We start from the raw sequence: 12,871 nt of genomic DNA, 5'->3' as shown, positions 1-12,871 counted from the left end.
AGGAGGGAAAAATTGCTAAAGCATATCATCTTTCACTTAGCTAAAAAGCGAGTGGAGCAGCCATGGGCAGATGCTTACATCGAAAGAAACGGTATACCCCAAAGCGTTCTCGACGAGCATCTTTCAGGAAAAAATGTTGCGATTGTAGGCAACGCACAGCACCCTCAGCCTCAACATTTTGGCGAGGAAATAGATCGCCACGATGTTGTCATAAGAATAAACTCTGCACCAGGCTTGGGCGAGACGGGAAGAGGTTGCAGAATCACCTGGCTCGCCACTTCCATACCTCCCAGCCTCTCTTCAGAGGTAATGGAGGACTTGGATTTTGTAATCTGGATGTCAAACAAAAGACGCAAATTATCTTATCCGTTATGGACTTCTGGAAAACTTGCCTTTTATCCCGCGAGCCACAATTACGAGTTGCGAAAAGCGCTTAGCGCAAGACCTTCCACCGGCATCATGCTGATTGATTTTTTGCTCCGTAGCGAAGCAAAAAAGATCACAGTCTACGGATTTGACTTTTTCCAGTCATTCTCCTTGTCGGGGCATGAGAACCCCGGTTCTATACCACACGACTTCACCGCCGAAAAAGCTTGGGTCGAAAAAAGATGTTTATCCGACGACCGGCTCACAATTCAATTGCCGTCAACATAAAGCCAAAGTATCATCCCACTTCATACAAAAAAACAAGCCGCATCATCATTGTCTACTCAGTTTCCGACACCCGTCATCAAGGCACTCTATGCTCAAGTATGTACAACAATGCTTAGAGCGCGTGTCCAGTTCGCTTCGAAAACCAGCACCCTAATCCGATCGATAGCTCGTCTTTTCGCTGTTTCCGGCATCGAGCCGGACCTTGCCAGAAGCCAAGCTAGGTGCAGTGCTAACGGCAATGAAGGTTGGAGACCCTGACATACATCAGCTTCTTGCACACATCGCCACGGCTGTATGCTTTATCACCAGACCAACCTCTAACCAATCGGGCTACCGTTAACTCCGCCAAGAGAAGCGCTGGATGCCTACAGCATGTCGGACACATCAGATTGCATGTCAGAAAATGCCGCTCGGGCCCTGTCCTTGAAGGCGCAGATTGCTGCGACTTCACCCTCTGTAAAATGTAAAAAGTCCGACACAGCCAGGTTTTTTAACTCATCAACAGTTATCACCCTACGCTGTTCTTTCAAGCAGTCATCTAACAGGCTACTGATTTTATTTGTATTGGATTCCAGCGCAACAAACGGAACTCCGGCATTGAGGCAAAAACAAACCGTATGGAACCTGCCAGTAACCACCAAATCAGACGCTCTCATTCGCTCCACATGGCTTTCGACTGATGTGGTTTCATCACCGCCATGTACTATGTCGAGAAAACAGGCATTTCCCCGAGCCGCGAAGGCGGACAGTTCATTGGCAACTTCTTCTATGACGCTGTCTCCAACCAGAACCCTAGCATCAACGTCATTTCCTTGATGTTCTTTCGGGGCAACACCAAAGTCAGAAAAAAAAGTAAGATCCGGCGCATAGGCGATAGACAACCCGTTTTGTGCGGCTTCCTTCACGCTATACAAATCCCTAGCGTAAATTTGATCAAAGTACGCCAGATCCTTGTACAGCCTTTTTTTATTCTTGAATAAGGTACAGTTCAACAAAACAGCCGGCTTACCCATTGATTTTGCCAGCTTACCTAACCGAGACAGAGACCTCGCCCTACGATTAGAATGGTGAATGCTGCCTTCTCCATTCACGATTACCACGTCGCACTCAGCTATTGCTGTTCTTACTCGTGGATCGAACTCCCAATACTGCCCCACTCCGTAAAAATACCGGGGAGATATTCTGCACTCATCTAGCAGCGCCAGCAAATTATCCATGACACGGTCACACCCGAAGTGCAAATCCGGACGAGTATCATTAAAAATGAAGGCCGTTTTCACCCATTTTCCGCTCACGCTTTTTGTCAGAGCAGACTCACTAACTTCACGCTTACCATTTCTACGAAAAAGACGAACCATATTCAAAACATCCTCTCGACAACAACCCAGCCACTGACGCTTATCCAGAGCGCATCAACGATGCTATTCTAAAACCAAGCACGCACCGACAAAACCTGAAGACACTTATCACTCAAGAACACGACGCCCTGCTCACTAATTTATGAGGAAGGACCTTGGCTTGTCGCAAAATGCCCTTCACCCTATAGAAGCTGATCAAAATCGTCTAAGTCATCTACTCCCATTCCTTTATGCTCATATCCGCCATGTCCTGAAATGGGTAGACTTTATCACCATTCGATGATTCAATCGACGAGTATGCCTACGGGCAACCCCGACGGCTATTTATCTGCCATACAGCATCTAGAGTTAATCCCGCATGGCTAATATCACCGGCGTGGTGATCACGCTCAACGAAGCGGACAACATCGAAGCCTGCCTGGCCTCGCTGGGACGCGTGTGCCAGGAGCTGATCGTGGTCGACTCCGGCTCGCGCGATGCCACCGTTGCCTTGGCCGAGGCCTGCGGCGCACGTGTCATCAGTCAGCCCTATCTGGGCGACGGCCCGCAAAAGAACGTCGGCCCGGCGGCCGCCAGCCATCGCTGGGTGCTGTCACTGGACGCCGACGAGCGTCTCACCGACGCGGCGGTGACCACGATCGGTGCACTCGATCTCGAGAACACGCCGCACGACGCCTTCGCCCTGCGCCGGCGCAACTTCATCGGCAGCCGCTGGGTGAAGCGCTGCGGCTGGTATCCCGACTACTGCCTGCGTCTCTACGATCGACAGCGCTGCGCCTTCGCCGACTCGCGCCAGCACTCCTCGGTGCAAGCGAGCCAGCCATACCGGCTCGATGCCGATCTCGAACACTACTCCTTCGCCAATCTCGGCGAAATGTTCGGCAAGGCCAGCGGGCGCTTCTCCAATCGCGCGGCGAAGATCATGTATCTGAAGGGCAAGCGCGCCAACGCCGGCTCACCGGCACTGCACGGCGCCAACGCCTTCATGCGCAAATACGTCTTCCAAGGTGGCTTTTTGGCGGGTCTGGATGGCTTGTCGGTTGCACTGTCATCCGGCGTCAATGCCTACCTCAAGTACGCCAAGCTGCTCGAACTCCAGCGCGATGCTCGGGTGCGTGACGCCGAGGATTTCGACAAAATCTGGTAAGCTCCACAGCCTCGCTGCGGTCATGCCATTCGTGCCACCTGAACCTAGAAACTGCCGCCACTTCACCCGTAGCAGCTTGCTGCGCCAATGGCGGGGCGATATCTTAGCCCGTTTGAGCATGCAAAAGCTGAAGAGCGTTGGGGCGCCTATCCTTTGGTTCAAATATGTCACATCAATCTGGCTCGCGGTTATCGCGGCGGTGAACGTCAGACCGAACTGCTGATCCGCGAGCTCGCCCGCCGTGAGGTGGTACAGCGCGCCGTCGTTAGAGCCGGCGAGCCATTGGCAGACCGTCTCGCCGATGTAGAACGATTGACCCTGATCAAGCTCGACAAGCCTTTCACTGCGGGTTTACGGCACGTGAAAGGGGACATTCTGCATGCTCACGAAAGCCGTGCTGCACAGCTTGCCTGGTGCCGTGGATGGCTGTCGAAAACGCCTTACGTCGTCACCCGGCGCATCGGCAAGCGTCCCGGAAACAGCTGGCTGACGCGGTCGGTCTATCGGCGTGCCGCGGCCTGCGTCGGTGTGGCGGGCTCGGTGGCTCGCACTGTCGCAGACTATGCACATCGCGATACAGACACGATCTACAGCGCCTTGAGCGACCTTCCCGTCGACCCGCAGCGACGAGATCAGCTGCGCCAGCGGTGGGGAGATGCCTTCGTCGTGGTGAACGTTGCGGCTTTGGTGAACTCCCAGAAAGGCCAGTCTCACTTGATCGAGGTGGCAAGACAGGCATCTATACGCGAGCCGCGATTGCATTTCGTGTTGGTCGGTTCGGGCAAGGACCGAGCCATACTCGAAAAGCAAGCCAGCGGACTGCCCAACCTAGAGTTCGCCGGCTTCGTCGATAACGTCGGCGACTATCTGGCGGCAGCAGATGCATTCGCATTACCTTCTCTACACGAGGGCATCGGCGGTGCAGCGCTTGACGCCATGAACGCTGGCTTACCCGTCATCGCGTCAGCCGTCGACGGACTGCCTGAGTTCGTCGAAGATGGCGTCAACGGTATTCTGGTGGAGCCTGGCGACGAGCAGGGCTTACTGGCAGCTACTCTCAGGATGTTCGAAGACAGCACTGCAAGACAACGCATGGCCCGAGCCGGACGCGAAACCGCTCTCGGCTTCTCCGTCGGCCATATGGCCGATGCTTATCAGGCACTGTATCGAAGGATCATGCCCACTTAAGCGCTGAAGCCTAAGGTTGGAGGCAGAAGTAGCCACCCTACATGGGCAGTGACTGTCACGGCCACTGCCCATACCACTATGCACCGTGCATGCTACTCGTCCTCGAAGCCACCGTGGTGACGTGTTTCGGGGCGGTTCGGGGTGCCCAATCGAAGACGACACCATGAAACTACTCATCACCGGCATGGCCGGTTTCATCGGCCACGCTGTGGCAAAGCAGTTGGCCCCGCGCGGGATCGAAATCGTCGGTATCGACAATCTCAACGACTACTACGACGTGGCGCTCAAGCGCGCCCGCCTCGCCGATCTCGAGCCCTATGCCAACGTGCGTTTCGTCGCCTGTGATCTGACCGATCGCGACGGCATGCAGGCGCTGTTCGCGCGCAAACGCTTCACCCGGGTGATCCACCTGGCCGCCCAGGCCGGTGTTCGCTATTCGCTCGAGAACCCCCACGCCTATACCGACAGCAACATCAGCGGCCACCTCAACGTACTCGAGTGCTGCGCGCATCACGCCATCGAGCACCTGGTCTACGCATCCTCCAGCTCGGTCTACGGCATGAACCCCAAGGTGCCATTCTCGACCCAGGACAGCGTCGATCAGCCGATCAGTCTCTACGCGGCCACCAAGAAAGCCAACGAGCTGATGGCCTATACCTATGCCCACCTGCATCGTCTACCGGTGACGGGGCTGCGTTTCTTCACCGTCTACGGCCCCTGGGGGCGACCCGACATGGCGCCGTTCAAGTTCACCCGGGCGCTGCTGGCGGGCGAACCGATTCAGGTCTTCAACCATGGTGACATGCAGCGTGACTTCACCTATATCGACGACATCGTGGCCGGGGTGACGCGCATTCTCGAGGTGATCCCGCCGGCAGGCGGCCTCGGCGGCGAACGCCCACCCTACGCGCTCTATAACATCGGTCACGGCAGTCCGGTGGCGCTGATGGACTTCATTCACGCCCTTGAGAAGGCGACCGGTCGCCAGGCACGCTGCGACTTCCAGCCGATGCAGCCGGGCGACGTGCCGCGTACCTGGGCGGATACCGAAGCCCTCTTCGCCGCCACCGGCTACCGCCCCCGAATCGGCGTGGAGGAGGGCGTGGCACGTTTCGTCGACTGGTATCGGCGCTTCTATCGTGTCTGACATCATGAGGCGACACGGTCGTGGTCAGCCCGGGCAGCGCAAAGGCCGACGACGTGGCATCATGGCGCCCACCAGATCTATCAGCGGAGCGGTGGCATGAGCAAAATTCGGGTCGGGGTGATCTGCGGCGGCAAGTCGGCGGAGCACGAAGTCTCTCTGCAGTCGGCGAAGAACATCGTCGACGCGCTGGACCGCGAGCGCTTCGCGGTCAGCGTCATCGGTATCGACAAGCAGGGGCAGTGGCATCTCAATGCGGCCGATGACTTCCTGCGCCATGCCGATGATCCGCGGCGTATCGCACTCAACCCCTCGGCGGGCGATCTCGCCCTGGTCCCAGGCCGCTCCAACTCACAGCTGGTCGCCGCCGACGAGGCGCGCCAGGTCCTCGACCAGCTCGATGTAATCTTCCCCATCGTCCATGGCACCCTGGGCGAGGATGGCTCACTGCAGGGGCTGCTGCGTATGGCCAACCTGCCGTTCGTCGGCTCCGGCGTGCTTGGCTCCGCCGTGGGCATGGACAAGGACGTGGCCAAACGGCTGCTGCGCGACGCCGGCATCCCGGTTGCCCCCTTCATCACCTACACTCGTCACAGCGCCCGCGAGGCGAACTTCGATACCCTGCGCGAAACCCTGGGGACGCCGCTGTTCGTCAAGCCCGCCAACCAGGGCTCCTCGGTGGGCGTCAGCCGGGTCGAGAGTGCCGCGGCGTTCACCGCGGCTCTGGACCTGGCTCTGGCGTTCGATCACAAGGTGCTGGTCGAGGCCGCCATCGACGGCCGCGAGATCGAGTGCGCGGTGCTCGGCAACGAACATCCCGAGGCCAGCGTTTGCGGCGAGATCGTGGTTTCCCAGGGCTTCTACTCCTACGACACCAAGTATATCGACGACGGCGCGACCATCGCCGTGCCGGCGGATATCGAAGAGGCGGCGAGCGAGCGTATCCGAGCGCTCGCGGTGCGCGCCTTCCAGGTGCTGGAGTGCGCCGGCCTGGCCCGGGTGGATGTCTTCCTGACGCCGGCGGGCGAGGTGGTGATCAACGAGATCAATACCCTGCCTGGCTTCACCCGTATCAGCATGTACCCCAAGCTGTGGCAGGCGAGCGGAGTGACCTATCCCGCCCTAGTGACCCACTTGATCGAACTGGCGCTGGCGCGCCACGCCGCCGACGAAGCGCTGCGCAGCTCGCGCGACTGAGGGGGTATTGACAGAGTGTCTGCGCTCGACAATACGGCGTTGGAATCGACCTCGTACGCGAGCCCGGTCTGGCCTTCGCTCGGCGAATTTGTAAACACCCTCTAAGATCCTTGCGCAAAGTCGGCAAGGGAGCCGGTCACCGAACGGTCATGATAAAGTCATCATGACCCGCGCGAGCCGGCACGCTCGAGCAACGACACTCAGGCGGCACCCGGGATGGGGGCCGCGCCATAGCGGACGTTCACGGATCGAAAACGTCATGACCCTCTCCCGCAATACGCGACGTTGGTTTGCACTCACTTACATCGGACTCTGCATCGGCTATGCGGTCATGGTGATGTGGGTGCTGCCCTGGTGGACCCCGGCGCTGCTCGCGCTGGCCTGGCTGGTACCGGCCCATCGCTTCGGCTGGGGTGCCCCCGAGCAGCGCGCGGCGCGGCGTCGGGCGTGGCCCTGGTCGCTGCTCCCGCTGGCCCTGTGGTGGGTCTATATCTATCTCGACGACAGCTTCGGCAAGCTCGATCTCGGTGCGGTGATCTTCCATCTTCAGGCCGGCATCGAGGAGAACGGCAGTACCGACCGCCAGATCGCCGGCGCGATCTACACCCTCGCCGCTATCCTCATGCTGGTATGCGTGACCTGGCTGGTGCGCGCGGACCACCGCTGGCGCCTGTGGGAGCGCGTGCTCAGCCTGTTTCTGCTCGCCTTCAACCCGCTGCTGTTCGGACTCTCGCTGCGGGGCGCCTCGGTGATCGACGACAACGCCTCTTGGCTTGCCGATCGCTACCGCCCGCCGCAGATCGTTTCCGCCCCGAAGCAGCCGCCCAACCTGATCTATCTCTACCTGGAAAGCACCGAGCGCACCTACGCCGATACCCAACGCTTCGGTAATGCCTATGAGGACCTGACCGAACTGGGTCGGCGTGGTGTGGTATTCCAAGGCGTTCAGCAGCTCGACAACACCGGCTGGACCATGGCCGGCATGGTCGCCAGCCAGTGTGGCGTCCCGCTGATGCCGGCGGGGCTGATGCACGACAACCAGTTCGAGCCGCTCTCCGACGTGCTTCCCGGCGTCGACTGCCTGGGCGACCTGCTCAAGGCCAGAGGCTACGCGCTGACCTTCATGGGTGGCGCCAGCACCAAGTTCGCCGGCAAGGCGAAGTTCTACCGCGGCCACGGCTTCGATACCGTGCTGGGCAAGGATGAGCTGCTGGACCAGGCTCCGGCGGACTACCTCAACGACTGGGGACTCTATGATGACACCCTGCTGGGCCTGGCCGAGGCGCGTATTCGCCGTCTGCACGATGCCCACAGGCCCTACGCCTTCTTCGGCCTGACCCTGGCCGCGCATCCGCCGTTCGGCCACCCGTCGCAATCCTGCCGCGACAATCAGGGGCCGTTCGACGGCACTGATATTCTCTATTCGGTGAAGTGTACCGGCTGGCTGGTCAAGAACTTCATCGCGCGGCTCGATGCCGATGGTTTGCTCGACAATACTCTGGTGGTGGTATCCAGCGATCATCTATCGATGAAGAATTCGGCGTGGGAACAGCTGATCGCGGGACCGCGGGAAGATACCCTGATCCTGCTGGGCAAGCACCAGCGCCCGCGCATCATCGAGCGCCAGGCCAGCATGGTCGACGTTCTGCCGACGGTGCTCGAGGCGATGGGCTTTGGTGTGCCCGACCATCGTGCCGGCCTCGGCGTGTCACTGTTGTCATCGCGTCCGACGCTGGTCGAGCGCTACTCGCTGGAAGAGTTGAACCGACGCATGCGCAGCGAGAACCGGCTGCAGGAAGAGCTATGGACCGGCGTCAATTAGCACGCCGTTCTGTCGCGTTGCTCTTGATGCTCTTCGCCGCTAGCACGCGCCCGATCCTCTCCAAAAAGCGTCCAAGAGGCGGTACGCATGGGTGATGGGCACACCGTCGGACGCTGCCGGCGCGGAGTCGGCCAATTAAAGGGCTCCTCGTAGCGGGTTGGATCCAGATCACCCGGCTCGCGCTCCGGCAGGCACCCTGGCAACGCCGCGGCGACCCGGGCCAGCGCCTGCTCGCCCCGCGCGCCCTGGACCACACGCTCCCACCACTGGCGATGGACGGCGCGTACCACCACTGGAATCGCAGGCAGGCCCAGCCGCTGGGCCATCGCCAGCCGGTGCAGCCCGCGATTGATCTTGAGCAGCGTGCCGTCTCGGGTCACCGCCACCCCCAGCGCATCCTTGCCCAGGCTGGCATCGAAGCCATGGGTGGCCATATGGTCGAGATAGCCCAGGTAGGTACGCAGATAAGCAAGAATCTTCTCTTCGGAATCGAGCACCCAGCCTCGGCTGCGCGAACGCCAGGGGTTACCGGCTGCCAGTCGTGAACGATACTGGCGAAAACGCTCGGTCCGAGTGAGATCGTCACGGTGCGCATCCAAGTCGCTGATGAAGCGGTAACGCGATCCGAAGCGCAGGTCACCCCGACTGCGGTCCCAGTCGCCATCCCAGATGAACGCGGACGACGAGTTCTTCCTCCCACCGACGCCCGCGGCGTTGCGATCTCGAACCAGCTGACGCGGGTCGATCTCGACCACCAGCGCCGGCCCCAGCCTCGCATCGCCCACCCGGCGTGGCAGGCCCCGCTGGGCCACCAGACCACTCCCCGGCCAACCGAGTTGCCAGTAGGCGAAGAGAGCGGTTTCCATTGGTCGCACGACCCCCTGCTGGACGGCGCCACGCAACCGCATCGTCCAGCGGGCATCGGTCCGCTCGACCATGGGTCCTGACGCGCGCATATCCCCCTCTCGCCGCCCATGGCGAGAGTGCTCGGGCGCCGTTGTCGGCAGCGAGGGGCAGGAGGTACGGGGCATGATCGACTCGAGGCTTCAGGGAGATGTCAGCGAGTTCATGAAACACGACTCGGCAAAAAATCGTAGCACCCTTATTAGGGTGCTATTCAATTTCCCTTAGAATAGCAGCCAATTGAGCGCCATGCGCGCGGTAGTCAGATCAGGACGTGGTGGGTAGGGCCAGAAACTGCTGCATGATACGGGTATCACGAAAGCGCTCGACCAGCTCCGGATCGCTCGCAAGATCCGGGGGCTCGCTCAGGCCCTCGCGAATCTTCTGCGCCAGGCTGGCGATGCTGTCGTCCGCGACCAGACGTGCCTGGTCATGCACAAGCACGTTGCGTACCCCACCAGGGCAGCCGATGGCGGCACAGGGAGTGCCACAGATCATACTTTCAACTAGCGCGATGCCGAAGGCCTCGCTACGTGAACTCAAGACGAACAACCGCGCGTGCTTCATCCACGGATAGGGATTGATTTGACTGCCCACGAAGTGAACGCGTTCGCGCACCCCCAACTCGTCGACGAGCGTTTCCAGGACCCTACGCTTGGGACCATCACCCACGATGACTAAGTCTTCATCGATCTGCGCCTCGATGTAGGCACGTATCAACCACGCTTGCCGCTTCACTTCAGACAACCGCGCAACGTGTACAACATAGGGTTTATCCGGCAGTTCTACCGGCTCCTCGGCCTTCCGGCGTATTCCCTCGATGTCACACAAGTTAGGGACAGTCATTCTGTGCGCCGTCCTTATGCCGTACTGCCGACACAAGGCATCGAGCTGCCGACCAACGATATCACTGACGCTCACGACTCGCTTGTGCTGATACAGGCAAGCCAGATAGCGTCCTCTCAGCCAGCCTCGGTGCTCTCCCGGCCAGGACTCGGCCACCTGCCAAAGCCTCGGGTCGTTCCAGGACCATATCGTTTCAAAGGCGCCCTGCCCGCGGACAATGATACGGTCGAAGCGTCCGGTATCACGCTCCAGACTGGCTACGAAGCGCTTGAAGTACCATCCCCCATACCAGCCGCGCCAGACGAAGCCCGACCCCGGCAGCAGCGGCTTGAGCAGCGTTCGCGTGAACAGGTCGTAGAGCAGGCCGATTCCGGTCCTGCGGAACGCCTTGTCGAAGTCGACCCGATGCACCATGACACCGGGCGCCGGCTCCAGCTCATGGCCGCCCTTGAGCACGAGCACATGCACCTCGTGCCCCTCGCGCACCAGAACACTGGCCAGATCCAAGGTGGCACGCTCGATGCCACCGATCTTGAGCTTGCGTAATACCAGCAGCACGCGCTGAGACATGGATATCACTCCTGGAAGCCGTCGTCGGCGGCGACTCGGGGGGTCACTGCATCGCCCGAAGCACCAGTGACGGCGTCAACTGGCGCAGGCAGTCGTGGTGGCCCAGCGGGCAGGTGCGCTGGAAGCAGGGCGAACAGGAGAGCGCCAGATAGTGGATATGGGCGTCATCGCTCAGCGGCGGCGTGTAGGCCGGCGAAGAGGAGCCGTAGAGCGCCTGGATACGCGTGCCGACCGCGGCGGCGACATGCATCAGCCCGGAGTCGTTGGTGACCACCTGATCGCAGGCCGCGAGCAGATCCACCGCGTCGGCGAGGCGGGTCTTGCCGCACAGGTTGCGGGCGTGTTCGAGCCCCTCGACGATCGTCTCTCCGGCCTCGACATCCTTGGGACCGCCGAGTATCCACACCGTGTAGCCCTGGCTGATCAACGTCTCGGCCAGCTCGCGGAAATAGGCCAGCGGCCACTGCTTGGCCGGACCGTACTCGGCGCCGGGCATCATGCCGATGGCCGGGCGCGCGCCGAGGGCCAGCGTCTCGCGCAGACTCGCCTGGCGTTCGGCATCGACGCGCAGCTGAGGGTGCGGCAGGGGAAAATCGCCGTGGGCCGCCGTCTGCGCATCGAGCCCGAGCGCCACGAAGCGCTTGACGGTCTGATCGAGCACGCCCTTGTCGAGCCGGCGACGATCGTTGATCAGCCAGTAGCGCTGCTCACCGGTGAAGCCGGTGCGCCGGGGGATGCCAGCCAGAAACGGCACCAGCGATGATTTCAGCGAGCGCGGCAGCACAATGGCGTGATCGAAGCGGCCCTTGAGCTGGCGCGCAAGGTCGCGGCGGGTGCGCCAGCCGAACTCGCCATGCTTCACGTCGAGGGCAATGGCCTCGTCGACCTCCGGCATGCGCTCGAGAATGGGCAGCGACCACCCCGGCGCCACTACCCCCAGCGTGGCGCCGGGGTGGCGCTGCTTGAGGGTCATGAACAGACTCTGCGCCATGACCATGTCACCGACCCATGACGGGCCGACGACGAGGATCCGCGGCGCGCGGCTTGCTGTCTCAGCCATTCAGCCATTCCAGATAGGCCGTGACGCCCTCGCGCACGGTCTTGAACTCGCCACGGTAGCCCGCCTCGCGCAGGCGCCCGATATCGGCCCGGGTGTAGCTCTGGTAGCGCCCCTTGAGCTCATCGGGGAAGTCGATGTACTCGATCTCGCCCTGGGCCCCGCCATGGCGTGCATGAAAGTCGATCACCGTCTCGGCGATCGCCTTGAACGGCTCGGCTCGGCCGGTGCCCAGATTGAAGATACCGGAGACCTCGGGGTTGTCGAGGAACCACAGATTGACGTCGACCACGTCACCCACATAGACGAAGTCGCGACTCTGCATGCCGGCCTCGAAGCCGTCCCAGGCGCCGAAGAGTTTCGGATTCTCGCCGCGCTGGACCTGGTTGTGATGGTGAAAGGCCACACTCGCCATCTTGCCCTTGTGCTGCTCGCGCGGGCCGTAGACATTGAAGTAGCGAAAACCCACCACCTGGGTATCGAAGCTGTCCCAGCGCGCACGCACGTATTGGTCGAAGAGCAGCTTGGAGTAGCCGTAGACGTTGAGCGGCTTCTCGTGCTCGGGCGCTTCGACGAACACCTCGCTACCGCCGTAGGTCGCCGCCGAAGAGGCGTACAGAAACGGAATGCGCTTGGCCTGGCAGTAGCGCAGCAGTGTCTTGGAGTACTCGAAGTTGTTCTCGAGCATGAAGCGCCCGTCCCACTCGGTGGTATCCGAGCAGGCGCCCTCGTGGAAGATCGCCTCGATCGGCGGCAGACCACCGATCTCGCCGCGCAGCTCGGCCTGGACCCGGGCCAGGAAGTCATCCTTGTCGAGATAGTCGCCCAGCGTGCAGTCGGCCAGATTGACGAACTTGGTGCCGTCGCTGAGGTCATCGACCACCATCACGTCCTGGCGGCCGCGCGCGTTGAGTGCCTTGACCAGATTGGCCCCGATGAAGCCGGCCCCGCCGGTGACTACGATCATGTCGCTATCCTCTCTGTC

At 60.9% G+C, this 12,871-nt stretch carries 11 protein-coding genes; 6 read left to right on the top strand and 5 right to left on the bottom strand.

From position 1 onward, the window contains the following. Positions 1–12 precede the first annotated feature (12 nt). Complete coding sequence (locus DOM66_RS08315; RefSeq protein WP_110689842.1) at positions 13–654, top strand: glycosyltransferase family 29 protein; 642 nt, start codon at positions 13–15, stop codon at positions 652–654. Positions 655–1,019: 365 nt separating this feature from the next. On the opposite strand, the gene DOM66_RS08310 is transcribed toward DOM66_RS08315, so the two are convergent. Continuing rightward, the gene (locus DOM66_RS08310) at positions 1,020–2,012 is read right to left on the bottom strand and encodes a polysaccharide pyruvyl transferase family protein (RefSeq protein WP_110689841.1); all 993 of its coding nucleotides are present in this window, start codon (positions 2,010–2,012) and stop codon (positions 1,020–1,022) included. 358 nt (positions 2,013–2,370) lie between these two features. On the opposite strand from DOM66_RS08310, the gene DOM66_RS08305 reads away from it, so the two are divergent. From DOM66_RS08305 to DOM66_RS08285, 5 genes are all read left to right on the top strand, one after another. Next, entirely contained in the window at positions 2,371–3,159 is a 789-nt protein-coding gene (locus tag DOM66_RS08305; RefSeq protein WP_110689840.1) for a glycosyltransferase family 2 protein, read from the top strand. Between the two features lie 87 nt (positions 3,160–3,246). After that, complete coding sequence (locus DOM66_RS08300) at positions 3,247–4,347, top strand: glycosyltransferase family 4 protein (RefSeq protein WP_110689839.1); 1,101 nt, start codon at positions 3,247–3,249, stop codon at positions 4,345–4,347. 163 nt (positions 4,348–4,510) lie between these two features. Continuing rightward, positions 4,511–5,494 (top strand): NAD-dependent epimerase, encoded by a 984-nt coding sequence (locus DOM66_RS08295; protein ID WP_110689838.1) that lies wholly within the window; start codon positions 4,511–4,513, stop codon positions 5,492–5,494. Between the two features lie 96 nt (positions 5,495–5,590). After that, on the top strand, positions 5,591–6,688 hold the full coding sequence (ddlA, locus tag DOM66_RS08290; protein WP_110689837.1) for a D-alanine--D-alanine ligase: 1,098 nt from the start codon (positions 5,591–5,593) through the stop codon (positions 6,686–6,688). Positions 6,689–6,947: 259 nt separating this feature from the next. Continuing rightward, positions 6,948–8,510 (top strand): sulfatase-like hydrolase/transferase, encoded by a 1,563-nt coding sequence (locus DOM66_RS08285; protein WP_110689836.1) that lies wholly within the window; start codon positions 6,948–6,950, stop codon positions 8,508–8,510. On the opposite strand, the gene DOM66_RS08280 is transcribed toward DOM66_RS08285, so the two are convergent. The 4 genes from DOM66_RS08280 to rfaD all read right to left on the bottom strand — a co-directional run bounded on the left by DOM66_RS08280 (position 8,507) and on the right by rfaD (position 12,853). After that, a complete protein-coding gene (locus DOM66_RS08280) occupies positions 8,507–9,376 on the bottom strand; it encodes a hypothetical protein (protein WP_157959020.1) in 870 nt (289 codons plus the stop codon). The two genes, DOM66_RS08285 and DOM66_RS08280, sit on opposite strands and share 4 nt — an antisense overlap. Before the next feature lie 304 nt (positions 9,377–9,680). Beyond that, entirely contained in the window at positions 9,681–10,829 is a 1,149-nt protein-coding gene (locus DOM66_RS08275; RefSeq protein WP_110689834.1) for a glycosyltransferase, read from the bottom strand. Between the two features lie 43 nt (positions 10,830–10,872). Then, entirely contained in the window at positions 10,873–11,889 is a 1,017-nt protein-coding gene (waaF, locus tag DOM66_RS08270; protein ID WP_110689833.1) for a lipopolysaccharide heptosyltransferase II, read from the bottom strand. Beyond that, positions 11,882–12,853 carry an ADP-glyceromanno-heptose 6-epimerase gene (rfaD, locus tag DOM66_RS08265; RefSeq protein WP_110689832.1) on the bottom strand — a complete coding sequence of 324 codons (972 nt, stop codon included), beginning with the start codon at positions 12,851–12,853 and terminating at the stop codon, positions 11,882–11,884. Before rfaD ends, waaF begins: the two co-directional genes overlap by 8 nt. Between the last annotated feature and the right edge of the window lie 18 nt (positions 12,854–12,871).

The organism is Salinicola endophyticus, from assembly GCF_003206575.1.
GTDB classification, from domain to species: Bacteria; Pseudomonadota; Gammaproteobacteria; order Pseudomonadales; family Halomonadaceae; genus Salinicola; species Salinicola endophyticus.
This window is presented reverse-complemented; position numbering and strand designations above follow the sequence as displayed.